The organism is Pseudomonas sp. Marseille-Q7302 (genome assembly GCF_965111925.1).
Genome location: NZ_CBCOPK010000001.1, coordinates 602692 through 620994 on the forward strand (window position 1 = coordinate 602692; position 18303 = coordinate 620994).

General features: G+C 59.1%; 11 protein-coding genes, 2 tRNA genes, 3 rRNA genes and 1 other RNA gene. 12 read left to right on the top strand and 5 right to left on the bottom strand.

What is annotated here, in order from left to right; all coding sequences use genetic code 11:
- Window positions 1–73 precede the first annotated feature (73 nt).
- From ACWPW1_RS02875 to rrf, 5 genes are all read left to right on the top strand, one after another.
- Window positions 74–1610, top strand: a 16S ribosomal RNA gene (locus tag ACWPW1_RS02875).
- A 97-nt stretch (window positions 1611–1707) separates the two neighbouring features.
- Window positions 1708–1784 (top strand) — tRNA-Ile (locus ACWPW1_RS02880).
- Window positions 1785–1790: 6 nt separating this feature from the next.
- Window positions 1791–1866: transfer RNA gene (locus ACWPW1_RS02885), tRNA-Ala, on the top strand.
- A 293-nt stretch (window positions 1867–2159) separates the two neighbouring features.
- Window positions 2160–5052 (top strand): 23S ribosomal RNA (locus tag ACWPW1_RS02890).
- A gap of 159 nt (window positions 5053–5211) precedes the next feature.
- Window positions 5212–5327: ribosomal RNA gene (gene rrf, locus ACWPW1_RS02895) — 5S ribosomal RNA — on the top strand.
- Together the 16S, 23S and 5S rRNA genes with 2 tRNA genes alongside form the textbook arrangement of a ribosomal RNA operon.
- Before the next feature lie 491 nt (window positions 5328–5818).
- Here rrf and uvrA read toward each other — a convergent pair.
- Entirely contained in the window at window positions 5819–8653 is a 2835-nt protein-coding gene (gene uvrA, locus ACWPW1_RS02900; protein ID WP_454252317.1) for an excinuclease ABC subunit UvrA, read from the bottom strand.
- Window positions 8654–8922: 269 nt separating this feature from the next.
- On the opposite strand from uvrA, the gene ACWPW1_RS02905 reads away from it, so the two are divergent.
- A complete protein-coding gene (locus ACWPW1_RS02905) occupies window positions 8923–10311 on the top strand; it encodes an MFS transporter (protein WP_059313353.1) in 1389 nt (462 codons plus the stop codon).
- A gap of 25 nt (window positions 10312–10336) precedes the next feature.
- A complete protein-coding gene (gene ssb, locus ACWPW1_RS02910) occupies window positions 10337–10891 on the top strand; it encodes a single-stranded DNA-binding protein (protein ID WP_059313354.1) in 555 nt (184 codons plus the stop codon).
- 54 nt (window positions 10892–10945) lie between these two features.
- Here ssb and ssrA read toward each other — a convergent pair.
- Window positions 10946–11298, bottom strand: a transfer-messenger RNA (tmRNA) gene (ssrA, locus tag ACWPW1_RS02915).
- Between the two features lie 81 nt (window positions 11299–11379).
- A complete protein-coding gene (smpB, locus tag ACWPW1_RS02920) occupies window positions 11380–11856 on the bottom strand; it encodes an SsrA-binding protein SmpB (RefSeq protein WP_007162671.1) in 477 nt (158 codons plus the stop codon).
- Window positions 11857–12028: 172 nt separating this feature from the next.
- On the opposite strand from smpB, the gene ACWPW1_RS02925 reads away from it, so the two are divergent.
- Both ACWPW1_RS02925 and ACWPW1_RS02930 read left to right on the top strand, forming a co-directional pair.
- On the top strand, window positions 12029–12463 hold the full coding sequence (locus tag ACWPW1_RS02925) for a type II toxin-antitoxin system RatA family toxin (protein ID WP_017640639.1): 435 nt from the start codon (window positions 12029–12031) through the stop codon (window positions 12461–12463).
- Window positions 12456–12761 carry an RnfH family protein gene (locus ACWPW1_RS02930; RefSeq protein ID WP_454252318.1) on the top strand — a complete coding sequence of 102 codons (306 nt, stop codon included), beginning with the start codon at window positions 12456–12458 and terminating at the stop codon, window positions 12759–12761. Before ACWPW1_RS02925 ends, ACWPW1_RS02930 begins: the two co-directional genes overlap by 8 nt.
- A gap of 7 nt (window positions 12762–12768) precedes the next feature.
- Here the strand turns inward: ACWPW1_RS02930 and ACWPW1_RS02935 are convergent, their stop codons facing one another.
- Complete coding sequence (locus tag ACWPW1_RS02935) at window positions 12769–13305, bottom strand: outer membrane protein assembly factor BamE (protein WP_454252319.1); 537 nt, start codon at window positions 13303–13305, stop codon at window positions 12769–12771.
- 94 nt (window positions 13306–13399) lie between these two features.
- Between ACWPW1_RS02935 and fur the strand changes: the two genes are divergently transcribed.
- On the top strand, window positions 13400–13804 hold the full coding sequence (gene fur / locus ACWPW1_RS02940) for a ferric iron uptake transcriptional regulator (protein WP_007162667.1): 405 nt from the start codon (window positions 13400–13402) through the stop codon (window positions 13802–13804).
- Between the two features lie 61 nt (window positions 13805–13865).
- Here the strand turns inward: fur and recN are convergent, their stop codons facing one another.
- The gene (gene recN / locus ACWPW1_RS02945; RefSeq protein WP_059313357.1) at window positions 13866–15533 is read right to left on the bottom strand and encodes a DNA repair protein RecN; all 1668 of its coding nucleotides are present in this window, start codon (window positions 15531–15533) and stop codon (window positions 13866–13868) included.
- A gap of 166 nt (window positions 15534–15699) precedes the next feature.
- On the opposite strand from recN, the gene grpE reads away from it, so the two are divergent.
- Both grpE and dnaK read left to right on the top strand, forming a co-directional pair.
- Window positions 15700–16266 (top strand): nucleotide exchange factor GrpE, encoded by a 567-nt coding sequence (gene grpE / locus ACWPW1_RS02950; protein ID WP_059313358.1) that lies wholly within the window; start codon window positions 15700–15702, stop codon window positions 16264–16266.
- Between the two features lie 93 nt (window positions 16267–16359).
- A complete protein-coding gene (gene dnaK / locus ACWPW1_RS02955) occupies window positions 16360–18288 on the top strand; it encodes a molecular chaperone DnaK (RefSeq protein ID WP_059313359.1) in 1929 nt (642 codons plus the stop codon).
- Window positions 18289–18303: the final 15 nt, after the last annotated feature.

The following is an 18303-nucleotide window of genomic DNA, read 5'->3' on the forward strand; positions in this document are numbered from 1 at the left end:
ACTCGTGAATTCATGAGTTTTTTGCGATTGCTGAGCCAAGTTTAGGGTTTTCTCAAAACCCGATCAGTCTACTTAACTGAAGAGTTTGATCATGGCTCAGATTGAACGCTGGCGGCAGGCCTAACACATGCAAGTCGAGCGGATGAAGAGAGCTTGCTCTCTGATTCAGCGGCGGACGGGTGAGTAATGCCTAGGAATCTGCCTAGTAGTGGGGGACAACGTTTCGAAAGGAACGCTAATACCGCATACGTCCTACGGGAGAAAGTGGGGGATCTTCGGACCTCACGCTATTAGATGAGCCTAGGTCGGATTAGCTAGTTGGTAGGGTAACGGCCTACCAAGGCGACGATCCGTAACTGGTCTGAGAGGATGATCAGTCACACTGGAACTGAGACACGGTCCAGACTCCTACGGGAGGCAGCAGTGGGGAATATTGGACAATGGGCGAAAGCCTGATCCAGCCATGCCGCGTGTGTGAAGAAGGCCCTCGGGTCGTAAAGCACTTTAAGTTGGGAGGAAGGGCTCATAGCGAATACCTGTGAGTTTTGACGTTACCAACAGAATAAGCACCGGCTAACTTCGTGCCAGCAGCCGCGGTAATACGAAGGGTGCAAGCGTTAATCGGAATTACTGGGCGTAAAGCGCGCGTAGGTGGCTTGATAAGTTGGATGTGAAATCCCCGGGCTCAACCTGGGAACTGCATCCAAAACTGTCTGGCTAGAGTGTGGTAGAGGGTAGTGGAATTTCCAGTGTAGCGGTGAAATGCGTAGATATTGGAAGGAACACCAGTGGCGAAGGCGACTACCTGGACTAACACTGACACTGAGGTGCGAAAGCGTGGGGAGCAAACAGGATTAGATACCCTGGTAGTCCACGCCGTAAACGATGTCAACTAGCCGTTGGGATCCTTGAGATCTTAGTGGCGCAGCTAACGCATTAAGTTGACCGCCTGGGGAGTACGGCCGCAAGGTTAAAACTCAAATGAATTGACGGGGGCCCGCACAAGCGGTGGAGCATGTGGTTTAATTCGAAGCAACGCGAAGAACCTTACCTGGCCTTGACATGCTGAGAACTTTCCAGAGATGGATTGGTGCCTTCGGGAGCTCAGACACAGGTGCTGCATGGCTGTCGTCAGCTCGTGTCGTGAGATGTTGGGTTAAGTCCCGTAACGAGCGCAACCCTTGTCCTTAGTTACCAGCACGTTATGGTGGGCACTCTAAGGAGACTGCCGGTGACAAACCGGAGGAAGGTGGGGATGACGTCAAGTCATCATGGCCCTTACGGCCAGGGCTACACACGTGCTACAATGGTCGGTACAAAGGGTTGCCAAGCCGCGAGGTGGAGCTAATCCCATAAAACCGATCGTAGTCCGGATCGCAGTCTGCAACTCGACTGCGTGAAGTCGGAATCGCTAGTAATCGTGAATCAGAACGTCACGGTGAATACGTTCCCGGGCCTTGTACACACCGCCCGTCACACCATGGGAGTGGGTTGCTCCAGAAGTAGCTAGTCTAACCTTCGGGAGGACGGTTACCACGGAGTGATTCATGACTGGGGTGAAGTCGTAACAAGGTAGCCGTAGGGGAACCTGCGGCTGGATCACCTCCTTAATCGAAAGATGTCAGCTTGCTGGCAAGCACCCACACGAATTGCTTGATTCACTGATAGAAGAGCAATTGAGTTAGTTAGACTCAAGGTAAGACGATTGGGTCTGTAGCTCAGTTGGTTAGAGCGCACCCCTGATAAGGGTGAGGTCGGCAGTTCGAATCTGCCCAGACCCACCAATCGATGGGGCCATAGCTCAGCTGGGAGAGCGCCTGCCTTGCACGCAGGAGGTCAGGAGTTCGATCCTCCTTGGCTCCACCATCTCCACCTACCGCTAACGCGATTGCTTAAAAAGCTCAGACATGAGCGTTTACTACCCGACGTAATGGGAAGTGAAACGTTGATGTCTGGTCTTTGATCAGAACTGTTCTTTAAAAAATTGGGAAAGTGATAGAAGTAGACTGCATTAACTGTTTTCACTGGCAGTTAGTGTCGTCAAGGTAAAATCTTGCGAACTCAAGCGCAAGTTTTCGGCGAAATGTCGTCTTCACTCATCTAACGCTTTGCAGATCGGTAGCGTCCTTGGACGCCAGCGAGATTGCTTGGGGTTATATGGTCAAGTGAAGAAGCGCATACGGTGGATGCCTTGGCAGTCAGAGGCGATGAAAGACGTGATAGCCTGCGATAAGCTTCGGTGAGGTGGCAAATGACCTGTGACCCGGAGATCTCTGAATGGGGAAACCCACCTAGCATAAGCTAGGTATCTTAACCTGAATCCATAGGGTTAAGAGGCGAACCAGGGGAACTGAAACATCTAAGTACCCTGAGGAAAAGAAATCAACCGAGATTCCCTTAGTAGTGGCGAGCGAACGGGGACCAGCCCTTAAGTTGATTTGAGAGTAGCGGAACGCTCTGGAAAGTGCGGCCATAGTGGGTGATAGCCCTGTACGCGAAACGCTCTTATCAATGAAATCGAGTAGGACGGGGCACGAGAAACCCTGTCTGAATATGGGGGGACCATCCTCCAAGGCTAAATACTCCTGACTGACCGATAGTGAACCAGTACCGTGAGGGAAAGGCGAAAAGAACCCCGGAGAGGGGAGTGAAATAGAACCTGAAACCGTATGCGTACAAGCAGTGGGAGCCCACTTTGTTGGGTGACTGCGTACCTTTTGTATAATGGGTCAGCGACTTATTTTCAGTGGCGAGCTTAACCGAATAGGGGAGGCGTAGCGAAAGCGAGTCTTAATAGGGCGTCTAGTCGCTGGGAATAGACCCGAAACCGGGCGATCTATCCATGAGCAGGTTGAAGGTTAGGTAACACTGACTGGAGGACCGAACCCACTTCCGTTGAAAAGGCAGGGGATGACTTGTGGATCGGAGTGAAAGGCTAATCAAGCTCGGAGATAGCTGGTTCTCCTCGAAAGCTATTTAGGTAGCGCCTCATGTATCACTCTGGGGGGTAGAGCACTGTTTCGGCTAGGGGGTCATCCCGACTTACCAAACCGATGCAAACTCCGAATACCCAGAAGTGCCGAGCATGGGAGACACACGGCGGGTGCTAACGTCCGTCGTGAAAAGGGAAACAACCCAGACCGTCAGCTAAGGTCCCAAAGTCCTGGTTAAGTGGTAAACGATGTGGGAAGGCTTAGACAGCTAGGAGGTTGGCTTAGAAGCAGCCACCCTTTAAAGAAAGCGTAATAGCTCACTAGTCGAGTCGGCCTGCGCGGAAGATGTAACGGGGCTCAAACCAGGCACCGAAGCTACGGGTATCACCTTTGGTGATGCGGTAGAGGAGCGTTCTGTAAGCCTGTGAAGGTGAGTTGAGAAGCTTGCTGGAGGTATCAGAAGTGCGAATGCTGACATGAGTAACGACAATGCGAGTGAAAAACTCGCACGCCGAAAGACCAAGGGTTCCTGCGCAACGTTAATCGACGCAGGGTGAGTCGGTCCCTAAGGCGAGGCTGAAAGGCGTAGTCGATGGGAAACGGGTTAATATTCCCGTACTTCTAGTTACTGCGATGGGGGGACGGAGAAGGCTAGGCCAGCTTGGCGATGGTTGTCCAAGTTTAAGGTGGTAGGCTGACTGTTTAGGTAAATCCGGACAGTTAAGGCCGAGAACTGATGACGATCCTTCTTTTAGAAGGAGAAGTGGTTGATGCCATGCTTCCAGGAAAAGCCTCTAAGCTTCAGGTAACTAGGAACCGTACCCCAAACCGACACAGGTGGTCGGGTAGAGAATACCAAGGCGCTTGAGAGAACTCGGGTGAAGGAACTAGGCAAAATGGCACCGTAACTTCGGGAGAAGGTGCGCCGGTGAGGGTGAAGGGTTTACCCCGTAAGCTCATGCCGGTCGAAGATACCAGGCCGCTGCGACTGTTTATTAAAAACACAGCACTCTGCAAACACGAAAGTGGACGTATAGGGTGTGACGCCTGCCCGGTGCCGGAAGGTTAATTGATGGGGTTAGCGCAAGCGAAGCTCTTGATCGAAGCCCCGGTAAACGGCGGCCGTAACTATAACGGTCCTAAGGTAGCGAAATTCCTTGTCGGGTAAGTTCCGACCTGCACGAATGGCGTAACGATGGCGGCGCTGTCTCCACCCGAGACTCAGTGAAATTGAAATCGCTGTGAAGATGCAGTGTATCCGCGGCTAGACGGAAAGACCCCGTGAACCTTTACTGTAGCTTTGCACTGGACTTTGAGCTTGCTTGTGTAGGATAGGTGGGAGGCTTTGAAGCGTGGACGCCAGTCTGCGTGGAGCCATCCTTGAAATACCACCCTGGCAACCTTGAGGTTCTAACTCTGGTCCGTTATCCGGATCGAGGACAGTGTATGGTGGGCAGTTTGACTGGGGCGGTCTCCTCCTAAAGAGTAACGGAGGAGTACGAAGGTGCGCTCAGACCGGTCGGAAATCGGTCGTAGAGTATAAAGGCAAAAGCGCGCTTGACTGCGAGACAGACACGTCGAGCAGGTACGAAAGTAGGTCTTAGTGATCCGGTGGTTCTGTATGGAAGGGCCATCGCTCAACGGATAAAAGGTACTCCGGGGATAACAGGCTGATACCGCCCAAGAGTTCATATCGACGGCGGTGTTTGGCACCTCGATGTCGGCTCATCACATCCTGGGGCTGAAGCCGGTCCCAAGGGTATGGCTGTTCGCCATTTAAAGTGGTACGCGAGCTGGGTTTAGAACGTCGTGAGACAGTTCGGTCCCTATCTGCCGTGGACGTTTGAGATTTGAGAGGGGCTGCTCCTAGTACGAGAGGACCGGAGTGGACGAACCTCTGGTGTTCCGGTTGTCACGCCAGTGGCATCGCCGGGTAGCTATGTTCGGAAGAGATAACCGCTGAAAGCATCTAAGCGGGAAACTTGCCTCAAGATGAGATCTCACTGGAGCCTTGAGCTTCCTAAAGGGCCGTCGAAGACTACGACGTTGATAGGTCGGGTGTGTAAGCGCTGTGAGGCGTTGAGCTAACCGATACTAATTGCCCGTGAGGCTTGACCATATAACACCCAAACAATCTGACCGCAGGTCAGAGCGTGAGGAAGACGACGCCGAAAACGGGCGCGTGGGTTCGCAAGACCCAAGACGAATTGTCTACTTCGATCACAGACCCAATTGGGCCAGTCAGGCAGCCTTATCGCCTGGCCAGCCAACCGAATTGCTTGACGAACATAGAGCATTGGAACCACCTGATCCCTTCCCGAACTCAGAAGTGAAACGATGCATCGCCGATGGTAGTGTGGGGTTTCCCCATGTGAGAGTAGGTCATCGTCAAGCGCCTAACACCCAGCACCCCCGCTCAGTTCATTCTGACGGGGGTGTTGTCTTTGGGGCGGGAAAAGTTTGGCGAGACGCCAAGGGGCTCGGGCGGAGGGCCTGCAGGCGGAAGCCGGGAAACCGGGAAGCCATGCGGTTGAGGCTGCCCTCACCCTAACTCTCTCCCAGGGGGGAGAGGGGACTAGAAGTCGTGCGGCTGAGGCTTAAGCGGCGCTTGCTGGATCAGGTGCGGTTCGAGGTCTGCAAGAGCAAAAGCAAAAAACAGCCCGGCTGTGCCGGGCTGTTATGGCCACCGTGGCCATGGGCCGCTCCTACAAGAAGTCATATCGTAGGAGCGGCCGCATCGGCGGATCGCCATGGCCGCGATCATATAGCTGGATGTTGGCCTTGCTGTGCTCAGCCCAACCCACGGCGGCGTCACGAGATCAAATAACAGAGCAATAAAAAGCCCGGCATCTGCCGGGCTTTTTGCGTTCGGGTCGGTACCCGGGCTACTCTCGGTCACGCTCCAACAAGGGCTTGAGGAAATGGCCGGTATAGGACTTCTTGTTGGCCGCGACGTCTTCCGGGGTACCCGTCGCGATGATCTGGCCGCCCTTGGAGCCACCTTCCGGTCCTAGGTCCACCAACCAGTCGGCGGTCTTGATGACGTCCAGATTGTGCTCGATCACCACTACGGTATTACCGTGATCCCGCAGTCGATGCAGCACGTCCAGCAGTTGCTGGATATCGGCGAAGTGCAGGCCGGTAGTGGGTTCATCCAGGATATAGAGCGTTTTGCCGGTATCCCGCTTGGACAGCTCCCGCGCCAGCTTCACACGTTGGGCCTCACCGCCTGACAAGGTCGTAGCGCTCTGGCCCAGGCGTATATAGGACAGGCCCACATCCATAAGCGTTTGCAGCTTGCGCGCCAAGGCCGGGATGGATTCGAAGAAGGCATGGGCCTCTTCGATGGTCATGTCCAGCACCTCGGTGATGGTCTTGCCCTTGTACTTCACTTCCAAGGTCTCGCGGTTGTATCTCTTGCCCTTGCAGACATCACAGGCGACGTAGACGTCAGGCAGGAAGTGCATCTCCACCTTGATGACTCCGTCACCCTGGCAGGCCTCGCAGCGACCGCCCTTGACGTTGAAGGAGAAGCGCCCTGGAGTGTAGCCACGGGAACGGGATTCCGGGACGCCGGAGAACAGCTCGCGGATGGGAGTGAAGAGGCCGGTGTAGGTCGCCGGGTTGGAGCGCGGTGTCCGGCCGATGGGGCTTTGGTCGATGTCCACTACCTTGTCCAGGTGCTGCATGCCATCGAAGCTGTCGTGGGTTGCAACTTCCAAGGTCGTTGCGCCATTGAGCGCCGTGGCGGTCAGCGGGAACAGGGTGTTATTGATCAGGGTCGATTTCCCTGAGCCGGATACCCCGGTCACACAGGTCAGCAGGCCTACCGGAATCTCCAGATTCACGTTCTGCAGGTTGTTGCCTCGAGCGCCTTTGAGCTTCAGCAGCTTTTTCTTGTCACGTGCCGTGCGCTTGGCAGGCACGACGATCTTCTTGCGACCTGATAGGTACTGACCCGTCACCGAGTCAGGATGCTTCATGACTTGGTCAGGCGTGCCTTCCGCGATGATCTGGCCGCCGTGTATGCCAGCGCCGGGGCCGATATCGATGACATAGTCCGCCAGGCGAATGGCATCCTCGTCGTGCTCGACAACGATGACGGTATTGCCCAGATCACGCAGGTGGGTCAGGGTGCCCAGCAAGCGCTCGTTGTCGCGCTGGTGCAGCCCGATGGAGGGCTCGTCGAGGATGTACATGACGCCCACCAGGCCTGCCCCGATCTGACTGGCCAGGCGGATACGCTGGGCCTCGCCACCGGACAGGGTGTCCGCACTGCGATCCAGCGTCAGGTAGTCCAGGCCAACGTTGACCAGGAACTGCAGGCGCTCGCGGATCTCCTTGAGGATCTTGTCGGCGATCTGTTGCCGCTGACCCTTGAGGCTGAGGTCCTGAAAGTATTGGGTGGCATCGCCTACCGGCAGGCGGGTGACCGCTGGCAGGGTCTTGTCGCCAACCCAGACATGCCGGGCTTCGCGCCGCAGACGAGTCCCGTTGCATTCGGGGCAGTGCTGGGTGCTCAGATACTTGGCCAGCTCTTCACGCACGCTCTGGGATTCGGTCTCGCGGTAACGCCGTTCCAGGTTCGGCAGGATGCCTTCGAACGGATGGGCACGCTTGACGATGTCGCCGCGATCATTGAGGTAGCGGAAGTTGACGCTCTCGCGCCCGGAGCCGCTGAGTACCGCCTTGCGATGCCTGTCGTCCAGGCTCTTGAAAGGTTCGTCCAGGCTGAAGCCATAGTGGCTCGCCAGCGAGCCGAGCATCTGGAAGTAGTAGACGTTGCGTCTGTCCCAGCCACGAATGGCGCCCTCGCTGAGGCTCATCTCCTCGTTGACCACGCGGCGGGCATCGAAGAATTGCTTCACGCCCAGGCCGTCGCAGGTAGGGCAGGCACCGGCGGGGTTGTTGAAGGAAAACAGCTTGGGCTCTAGCTCGCCGATGGAGAAGCCGCAGATCGGGCAGGCGAAGCGTGCGGAGAAGACGATCTCTTCGCCGGTCTCCCCCTCCATGGGCGCGATGATGGCGATGTCGTCAGCCAGCTTCAAGGCGGTCTCGAAGGATTCCGCCAGGCGCTGCTGCAGGTCTTCACGCACCTTGAAACGATCCACCACCACCTCGATGGTGTGCTTTTTCTGCTTGTCGAGCTTGGGCAGCTCGTCCGTCTCGTACAGACGGCCGTTGACGCGCACGCGCACGAAGCCCTGGGCGCGCAGCTCCTCGAAGACGGACAGGTGCTCGCCCTTACGCTCGCGCACGATGGGGGCGAGCAGCATCAGTCGCTGGCCCTCTGGCATGGCCAGTACCTGATCAACCATCTGGCTGACGGTCTGGGCTTCCAGGGGCACGTCATGCTCCGGACAGCGCGGTGTTCCGACTCGAGCATAGAGCAGGCGCAGGTAGTCATAGATTTCGGTGATGGTGCCCACGGTGGAGCGTGGGTTGTGCGAGGTGGACTTCTGCTCGATGGAAATCGCCGGAGACAGGCCTTCGATGGTATCCACATCGGGCTTTTCCATCATCGACAGGAATTGCCGGGCGTAAGCCGACAGGGATTCCACATAGCGGCGCTGGCCTTCGGCATAGAGAGTGTCGAAGGCCAGTGAGGATTTGCCGGAGCCGGACAACCCAGTGATGACGATGAGCTTGTCCCGGGGAAGGGTAAGGTCGATGTTCTTCAGGTTATGGGTGCGGGCCCCACGGATGAGGATTTTATCCACGTAAACTTCTGCCTCGTTTTGGCGGCGCTTCAATAGGACTGGAGCCTCGTCATGGGCTGCGGCTATCTGCCGCGCCTGTGAGAGAGGGGTCAAGGCTGGTAAAATTGCTGGCCCGATAGCGGTGATCGGGCGTTCGTGATCCTGGCGGTCTGGAACGTTCGGACGAGCGCTCGGCTATCTTCACCGCTTCCTCCCTAAATGGTCATTGTCACGACTGTTTTAAAGCTGTTTGGCGACGTAAAAGCCTGTCGCCGACGAGAGGATTATCAATGCTCGACAAGCGCAGTGAAGCCATGAACGGCGTCGAACGCCGTGCCGCCCTGGGGCTGGCCCTGGTCTTCGCCTTTCGTATGCTCGGTATGTTCATGGTGCTTCCGGTCCTGGCGACCTATGGTCAGGAGTTGGCGGATGCGACTCCCGCACTTATTGGTCTTGCCATAGGTGCCTATGGTTTGACCCAGGCAGTACTGCAAATTCCCCTGGGCACCCTGTCTGATCGAATCGGTCGGCGACCCATCATCATAGGTGGACTGCTGGTGTTCGCAGTTGGTGCCGCCATTGCCGCCAATGCCCATTCCATCTGGGGTGTTATCGCCGGTCGTATCGTGCAGGGTGGCGGCGCCATTTCCGCGGCCATCATGGCGCTGCTGTCGGACCTGACCCGCGAACAGCACCGGACCAAGGCCATGGCCACCATCGGCATGAGCATTGGTGTGTCCTTTGCCGTGGCGATGGTCACCGGGCCGCTGCTGACGCGAGCCTATGGGCTTGCTGGCCTGTTCTGGGCCACCTGTGGGCTGGCGCTGATTGGTCTGCTGCTTGTGCTGTTTCTGGTGCCACGCCATGCCTCGCCCTTCTCCCATCGGGAGTCGAACCTGGCCCGGCAGGCGCTGGGCGCCACTCTGCGCAATCGGGATCTGCTGCGGTTGGACTTCGGGATCCTGTCACTGCACGCCGTACTGATGGCCAGTTTCGTCGTCCTGCCCCTGGCACTGGCCGACCATGCCGGTCTACCCAAGGAAGAGCACTGGTGGGTCTACCTCACGGCGCTGGTGGTCGGCTTCTTCGCCATGGTCCCTTTCATCATCTATGGTGAAAAGAAGCGGCGCATGAAGCGCGTGCTGGTGGGTGCCATCAGCGTGCTGGTGCTGTGCGAGCTGTACTTCTTTTTCTTCAGCGGTAGCCTGGTGGCCCTGGTCATCGGCATCGTGGTGTTCTTCACCGCCTTCAATCTGCTGGAGGCCTCGCTGCCGTCGCTGGTGAGCAAGGTGGCGCCAGCCGGTGGCAAGGGCACCGCCATGGGGATCTATTCCACCAGTCAGTTCCTTGGTTCCGCGTTGGGCGGTATCCTCGGTGGCTGGCTGTTCCAGCATGGTGGTCTGTCCACCGTCTTCCTGGGTTGTGCAGCGCTTTGCCTGGGATGGGCGGTGATAGCTGGTACGATGCGGGAACCGCCCTATGTCACCAGTCTGCGTTTGCCGGTTGCGCCTGAGCTAGTCAACGACCAAGGATTGGTCGGACGCCTGTTGGCCCTGGCTGGAGTGACCGACGCGGTAGTGGTGGCGGAAGAACAAGCCGTCTACATCAAGATCGATACTAAAATCGTCGATCGAGCGCAATTGGAGCGACTGGTAAGCCAAACGCCAGTCGCCGCTTGATCGACAGCCTCACCAGGAGATTCATATGGCCCGTGGCGTCAACAAAGTCATCCTCGTCGGCAACGCCGGCGCCGATCCCGAAACCCGTTACATGCCCAATGGCAACGCGGTGACCAATGTCACCCTCGCCACCAGTGAGAGCTGGAAGGACAAGCAGACCGGCCAACAGCAGGATCGCACCGAGTGGCACCGCGTGGTGTTCTTCGGTCGCCTTGCCGAGATCGCCGGCGAGTACATCCGCAAGGGCTCCCAGGTCTATGTCGAGGGCTCCCTGCGCACTCGCAAGTGGCAGGGGCAGGACGGTCAGGATCGCTATACCACTGAAATCGTGGTCGACATCAATGGCAACATGCAGTTGCTGGGTGGCCGCGGTGGCAATGCCGGTGGTAACGACGAATACAACCAGAGCGCACCTGCGCCCCAGCAGCAGCGTGCTCCCCGTCCGCAGCAGTCGGCACCGCAGTACGACAATGGTGGTAATGGCGGCAACGGCAACAGCCGTCCCCAGCAGCAGCCCAAGCCGCAACAGCAGCCGGCTCAGCAGGACTACGACAGCTTCGATGACGACATTCCCTTCTAAGGGACTCGTCGATCGGGCAAAGAAAAAGGGCAGCCAGTGGCTGCCCTTTCTTTTTGGTGGAGGCGGGGGGATTTGAACCCCCGTCCGCCAGCTCTCCGCTATCGGTTCTACATGCTTAGCCCTGTCTACTGAGTTAACCCATTGCGGCCCGACGGGCAGGGTGCTTTGGGCGAGCTGTATAAGTTTTAGCCGTTACGTCTACAGCGAACTTGGCGGCGATCCTGTTCTATCTGACAGTCGTTTCGGGTTTACAGGCATCCCCTAGCGACTGCTAGCCGCGTTAAGCAGCTAGAGCGTAGTTGTCGTCGTTGGCAACTATAAGTTTGCAGCAGCGAATTTACGAGTTCTGCTACCAGCTCGGCATGCCCCTCAAGTTTCGTTACCGGCGTCGAATCCTAATCGCCCCCAAAACTTGCTGGTCGTTCACTATAGGAATTCCAGCCGTCCTACGCAAGTCATTGTCGACGAAACGTTTTTCGACCGCTCTATCACTTGGCGTCCTTGCGGATGGCGCGCTGGATCTCGCGATCGGAATCGCGCTCGCGTTCGGTGGCGCGCTTGTCGAATTCCTTCTTGCCCTTGGCCAAGGCGATTTCGCATTTGACCAAGTGCTTTTTCCAGTAGAGCGACAGGGCGACGCAGGCGTAACCCTTCTGTTGCACGGCGCCGAACAGCTTGCCCAGCTCACGCTTGTTCAGCAGCAGTTTGCGGGTCCGGGTCGGATCGGCGATGACATGGGTGCTGGCCGTCTGCAGCGGGGTAATGTGGCTGCCGAGCAGCCAGGCTTCGCCGTCCTTGAGCAGGACATAGCTATCAGTCAGCTGCGCCTTGCCGGCTCTCAGGCTCTTGACCTCCCAACCTGCGAGAGAAACACCCGCTTCGAAACGGGTGTCGACGAAGTATTCGTGTAGCGCTTTTTTGTTTTGCGCGATGCTGCCGGGGGAGACTTTCTTTTGCTTGGCCATGATTCCAGGGTACAGCGAGTCGGGGGAAATGTCGCCACGCGCTTGAGCGGGTATGAGCAAACACGGACAATACCGCGGTTCTGGGCCGCGGCAGGCTGGTGCGGGAGTAAATTGCGTGCGCCGCCCTCAAATTCAAGGTCCGACACCGAATTCGCTATTCTACGAGGTTCCGATGAGCACGCACATCCAACGTTCAGCGTTGCTGCCCTATCCAGCTTCAGCGCTCTATGCGCTCGTTAATGACGTGGACCGTTATCCGGAGTTCCTGCCGTGGTGCTCGTCCGCCCAGATCCTTGAGCAGGACGAAGGCCTGATGCGCGCCGGTCTCACTGTGGCCAAGGGTGGCCTCAGCCAGCAGTTCACGACCCGCAATACCCTGGTGCCGGACGAGTCCATCACCATGGATCTGGAGAAGGGGCCCTTTAAGCAGCTGCATGGCGTTTGGTCATTCAAGGCACTGGGCGACAAGGCCTGCAAGATCTCGCTGGATCTTTCCTTCGAATACGACAGCGCCATCGTGCGCGCGACCTTGGGGCCGCTGTTCAATCAGGCGGCCAATACCATGGTGGATGCCTTCTGCCAGCGTGCGCGAGCCCTCTATGGCTGAGCGCCTGCCCATCGAAGTGGCGCTGGCGCTACCGGAACGGCAGTGGCTAGTGAGTGTGCAGCTGGATGAGGGTGCCACGGTCGAGCAGGCGGTGCTGTCTTCGGGGCTGCTTGAGAAATTGCAGCCCGACCAGCGCGCGCAGTGCCAAGTCGGCGTCTTTGGCAAGCGTGTCATCAACCCGTCTGAGCGAAGGCTGGAAAAAGGAGATCGGGTGGAGATCTATCGCCCGCTGCTTGCCGACCCCAAGGAGAGTCGCAAGCGGCGCGCAGAAAAGGCCAGGTCGAAGGCCGGCCTCTAGTCGAGAATCACTGCCCTTCGGTACGGATGCGCTCGGGCGTCGGGACATCGGCCGGACGAGCACTGTCGATCTCTTTCTGGATGCTGTCTTCGGTCGAGCCGGGGATCGCGGGCGTTTCCGGCGCTGCCGCAGGTTCAGTAGGTTGCACCGGCGCAGTGGAGTCCACTGTGGTGCCGCTGTCAGTGCCCATGATCCGTTGTTCGCGACTGGTGCCCGGCATGAAGTCACCAGCCAGGCCGCTCAACTGATTGTCGCCATTGAACACCAGGCTGACACGCTCCTGCTTACGCTGGCCACCGGCGGCCTGCAGGCTGTACAGATAGTCCCAGCGATTGGGATGGAAGGTGTCCTGGATCAGTGGCGAACCCATGATAAACCGGACTTGTTGTCGGGTCATTCCGGGGCGCAACTGGTCTATCATGTCCTGGGTGACGACGTTGCCCTGTTGGATGTCGATCTTGTAAACCCCCGGCAGAGAGCAGCCGGCGAGCATGGCTAGGCCCATCAGAGAGAGCCCGGTCAGCGTTTGCTTGAGGTTTTGCATCGGTGGGAGACTTCCACTATCTTGCTGGGCAACGAAGCACCGATCATACCCGTATTCCCGAGGGCTGCGAAAGCACTCGGCACCGAGAAAGAGCATGGTAGAGAACAACGAACTCCGCAAAGCGGGTCTGAAAGTGACCCTGCCGCGCGTCAAGATATTGCAGATGCTGGACACCACCGAGCAGCGCCACATGAGCGCTGAAGACGTTTACAAGGCGCTGATGGAAGCAGGCGAGGACGTAGGGCTGGCAACGGTCTACCGGGTCCTCACCCAGTTCGAGGCGGCTGGTCTGGTAGTGCGTCATAATTTCGATGGCGGCCATGCCGTGTTCGAGCTGGCTGATACCGGTCATCATGATCACATGGTGGATGTGGATACCGGCGAAGTCATCGAGTTCACCGATGCGTCGATCGAAAAGCGTCAGCGCGAGATTGTTGAAGAGCACGGTTTTGAGCTGGTCGATCACAACCTGGTGCTGTACATCCGTCAGCGCAAGTGAAGATCCAGACATGAAAAAGGCGACCCGGAGTCGCCTTTTTCATGTCTGGTGCTGTGGACGGCTAGCGGCTGACCACCAGCTTGCGGGCGTGGGCGAGGGATTCGCGGGTGAGGTCGACGCCGCCGAGCATGCGCGCCACCTCTTCCACGCGCCGCGCCCGGTCCAGCTTGGCGACCGCAGTGCGCGTCTCGTCGGTGCCGCGCTCCTTGTGCACGAACAGATGCTGGTGACCCTGGGCTGCGACCTGGGGTAGGTGGGTAACCGTCAGCACCTGGCCACGCTCACCCAGTTGCCGCAGCAGTTGGCCGACCACCTCGGCCGTCGGGCCGCCGATACCGACGTCCACCTCGTCGAATACCAGGGTCGGGGTGCGCGAGGTCTGGGCGGTAATGACCTGGATGGCCAGGCTGATACGTGACAGCTCACCACCCGAGGCGACCTTGGCCAGTGGGCGCAGGGGTTGGCCCGGGTTGGCGCTGACGCGAAATTCGACGCCCTCGTTGCCCAGTGGCTGGGGTTCACCGGTACTGCCCGGCGTGAGCGTGATACTGAAGCGGCCGCCCGGCATGCCCAGGCGCTGCATTTCCGTCTCGACCGCTGCTGCGAGCTCTGGCGCGCGCTGCTCGCGCAGGCGACTCAGTTCGCCAGCCTTCTCCTGGTAGTGGCGCTCGAAGGCGGCCAATTCTTCTTGCAAGCGCTCCAGCGCGACATCGTCGGCGTCCAGGGATTGCAGCTCATTGCGCAGTTGGTCGTGCAGCTCCAGCAGGGCTTCGGGCTGCACCCGATGCTTGCGGGCAAGACTGTAGACGCTGTCGAGACGCTCCTGCACGGCCTGTTGGCGCTCCGGATCGGCTTCGAAATGATCGACGAAGCGATTCAATTCATTCATCGCCTCCTCGATCTGGATCTGGGCGGAGGCGAGCAGGTTGCTGGCTTCCTGGATCTGCGCAGGCGGGCGGTCGAAGGCAGTCAGGCGTGCCACGCTGGCATTGAGCGCTGACTGGGCGTTGCCCTGCTCGTTCTCGGTACAGAGGTCCATGGCCTGGCGGCAGGCCAGCAGGATGTGCTCGGCGCTCGCCAGGTCGCTCTGCTCCTGTTCCAGTGCCTGCAGCTCTCCCTCGGCCAGGGCGAGATTGTCGAGTTCTTCCAGCTGATAACTGAGCAACTGGTGGCGAGCGCGCTGTTCGTCACCGTTGCGGGTAAGACGCTCCAGGGTCTGGCGCACCTGGCGCCAGCGCTGGGCGGCGAGCTGGACCTGGCGAACCAGTTCGCCCGCGCCCGCGTATTCGTCCAGCAGCCGGCGATGGGTGTCGAGACCGAGCAGCGACTGGTGTTCGTGCTGGTTGTGGATGTCGATCAGCAGGCCGCCCAGGGTCTTGAGGTCGGCCAGTGGGCAGGGCGAGCCATTGATATAGCCGCGCGAGCGTCCTTCACGGGTGATGACGCGGCGCAGCAGGCAGGGGCCGTCCTGCTCCAGGTCTCGCTCGGCGAGCCACTGGCGCGCCTCGGGGATGTCGGTGGTGTCGAAGCTGGCCAGGACATCGGCCTTGTCGGCACCAGGCCTGACCGCATCGCTGTCGGCGCGGTCGCCAAGGGTGAGGCCGAGGGCGTCGAGCATGATGGACTTGCCGGCGCCGGTTTCGCCGGTGATCACGGTCATGCCGCGCTCGAGGTCGAGGTCGAGGTGTTCGACGATGGCGTAGTTGCGGACGGACAAATGCACCAGCATGCGACGATCTCCGGAGGCGGTTTTCTGGTTGTTTATACAGTGCCTCTCGGGCACTGGCAATCCATACAGCTCTTGAAGCGCCGGCCGGCGGCCCCATATAGGCGCCATCGATCAAGGCGTCGTCCATTAGAGGGCGCGCCCACCGGCATTATCACAGGAGGACTCCATGGCCGACGAACAGAACTCCCAGACTCCCGAGCACGAAGCAGCCGCTCAGGGCGACGTCCAGCACGAGGATCTCGCTGCCCGCGTTGCCACGCTCGAAGAGCAACTCGCCGCTGCCCAGGATCAATCGCTGCGCAGCGTCGCCGACCTGCAGAACGTGCGTCGTCGCGCTGAGCAGGATGTGGAGAAGGCGCACAAGTTCGCGCTGGAAAAATTTGCTGGCGATCTGTTGCCGGTACTCGACAGCCTGGAGCGTGGCCTGGAGCTGTCCAATGCCGCGGACGAAGCCTTGAGGCCCATGCGCGAAGGCATGGAGCTGACCCTGAAGATGCTACAGGACACGCTCAAGCGCTATCAGGTCGAGGCCGTCGATCCCCACGGCGCGCCTTTCAATCCGGAACACCACCAAGCCATGGCCATGGAAGAGAGCGCCACCGCCGAGCCGGGCAGCGTGCTCAAGGTGTTTCAAAAGGGCTATCTGCTCAATGGTCGCCTGCTGCGGCCGGCGATGGTGGTCGTGAGCAAGGCCCCTGCCGCACAGCAGCCGAGCATCGACGAAAAGGCTTGAAATTCTTTCGCTCGGCCCCATCTGGTAGGCAAGCGAACATCAAAGGCCCCCTGAGCGGGCCGCGCGGAATCTGAGATTTCTGGAGAAGACTACATGGGCAAGATTATCGGTATCGACCTGGGGACCACCAACTCCTGCGTCGCGATCCTCGAAAACGGCAACGTCAAGGTACTGGAAAACGCCGAAGGCACCCGTACCACGCCGTCCATCATCGCCTACACCAACGATGGCGAGACCCTGGTTGGCCAGCCGGCCAAGCGCCAGGCGGTGACCAATCCGCAGAACACCCTCTATGCGGTCAAGCGACTGATCGGCCGGCGTTACGAAGAAAACGTCGTGCAGAAAGACATCCAGATGGTCCCTTACAAGATCGTCAAGGCAGACAACGGTGATGCCTGGGTCGAAGCCAAGGGCCAGAAGATGGCGCCGCCGCAGATCTCTGCCGAAGTCCTGAAAAAGATGAAGAAGACCGCCGAGGACTACCTGGGCGAGACCGTCACCGAAGCGGTCATCACCGTGCCGGCCTACTTCAACGACAGCCAGCGCCAGGCCACCAAGGATGCTGGCCGGATCGCCGGTCTGGACGTCAAGCGCATCATCAACGAGCCCACCGCGGCAGCCCTGGCCTATGGCCTGGACAAGGCCAAGGGCGACCACACCGTGATCGTCTATGACCTGGGCGGCGGTACCTTCGATATCTCGGTCATCGAGATCGCCGAGGTCGACGGTGAGCATCAGTTCGAGGTGCTGGCCACCAATGGCGACACCTTCCTGGGTGGTGAAGACTTCGATATCCGCCTGATCGACTACCTCGTCGAAGAATTCAAGAAAGAAAGCGGCATGAACCTCAAGGGCGATCCGCTGGCCATGCAGCGCCTGAAGGAAGCTGCCGAGAAGGCCAAGATCGAACTGTCTTCGGCTACCCAGACCGACGTCAACCTGCCGTACATCACTGCCGATGCCAGCGGTCCCAAGCACCTGAACGTCAAGGTCTCCCGCGCCAAGCTGGAGTCCCTGGTGGAAGAGCTGGTCGAGCGCACCATCGAGCCGTGCCGTACTGCCCTGAAGGATTCCGGCCTGGACGTCTCCGACATCCACGAGGTCATCCTGGTGGGCGGTCAGACCCGCATGCCGCTGGTGCAGAAGCGCGTTGCCGATTTCTTCGGCAAGGAAGCGCGCAAGGACGTCAACCCGGACGAAGCCGTCGCCATCGGTGCCGCCATCCAGGGCGCCGTGCTGGCCGGTGACGTCAAGGACGTGCTGCTGCTGGACGTTACCCCGTTGACCCTGGGCATCGAGACCATGGGTGGCGTGATGACCGCGCTGATCGAGAAGAACACCACCATCCCGACCAAGAAGTCGCAGGTGTTCTCCACTGCCGACGACAACCAGGGCGCCGTGACCATCCACGTGCTGCAGGGCGAGCGCAAGCAGGCCGCGCAGAACAAGTCGCTGGGCAAGTTCGACCTGGCCGAGATCCCGCCGGCGCCGCGTGGCGTGCCGCAGATCGAGGTGACCTTCGACATCGACGCCAACGGTATCCTCAACGTGTCCGCCAAGGACAAGGCCACCGGCAAGCAGCAGTCCATCGTCATCAAGGCATCCTCCGGTCTGTCCGAGGACGAGATTCAGCAGATGGTGCGTGACGCCGAGGCGAATGCCGACGAGGATCGCAAGTTCGAAGAGCTGGCCGCGGCTCGCAACCAGGGTGATGCCCTAGTGCACGGCACTCGCAAGATGCTGACCGAGGCGGGCGACAAGGCCACGGCCGAAGAGAAGAGCACCATCGAGAAGGCCATTGGCGAACTGGAAGTCGCCGTGCGCGGTGACGACAAGGACGCCATCGAAGCCAAGATGAATGCTCTGTCCCAGGCCTCCGCGCCGCTGGCCCAGAAGCTCTACTCCGAGCAGGGCGCTGCGGCAGGTGCCGAAGGCGCCTCGGCCAAGGCGGACGGTGATGCCAAGAAGCCCGGTGACGACGTGGTCGACGCCGAGTTCGAGGAAGTGAAGGACAACAAGTAAGCCCCGTGCTTACCG

Excerpts from the sequence above, each read along its gene's own strand:
- ACWPW1_RS02905 (WP_059313353.1), top strand. The coding sequence starts at position 8,923 with ATGCTCGACAAGCGCAGTGAAGCCATGAACGGCGTCGAACGCCGTGCC.
- fur (WP_007162667.1), top strand. The coding sequence starts at position 13,400 with ATGGTAGAGAACAACGAACTCCGCAAAGCGGGTCTGAAAGTGACCCTG.
- ACWPW1_RS02930 (WP_454252318.1), top strand. The coding sequence starts at position 12,456 with ATGGCTGAGCGCCTGCCCATCGAAGTGGCGCTGGCGCTACCGGAACGG.
- grpE (WP_059313358.1), top strand. The coding sequence starts at position 15,700 with ATGGCCGACGAACAGAACTCCCAGACTCCCGAGCACGAAGCAGCCGCT.
- ssb (WP_059313354.1), top strand. The coding sequence starts at position 10,337 with ATGGCCCGTGGCGTCAACAAAGTCATCCTCGTCGGCAACGCCGGCGCC.
- smpB (WP_007162671.1), bottom strand. The coding sequence starts at position 11,856 with ATGGCCAAGCAAAAGAAAGTCTCCCCCGGCAGCATCGCGCAAAACAAA.
- ACWPW1_RS02925 (WP_017640639.1), top strand. The coding sequence starts at position 12,029 with ATGAGCACGCACATCCAACGTTCAGCGTTGCTGCCCTATCCAGCTTCA.
- recN (WP_059313357.1), bottom strand. The coding sequence starts at position 15,533 with ATGCTGGTGCATTTGTCCGTCCGCAACTACGCCATCGTCGAACACCTC.
- ACWPW1_RS02935 (WP_454252319.1), bottom strand. The coding sequence starts at position 13,305 with ATGCAAAACCTCAAGCAAACGCTGACCGGGCTCTCTCTGATGGGCCTA.
- dnaK (WP_059313359.1), top strand. The coding sequence starts at position 16,360 with ATGGGCAAGATTATCGGTATCGACCTGGGGACCACCAACTCCTGCGTC.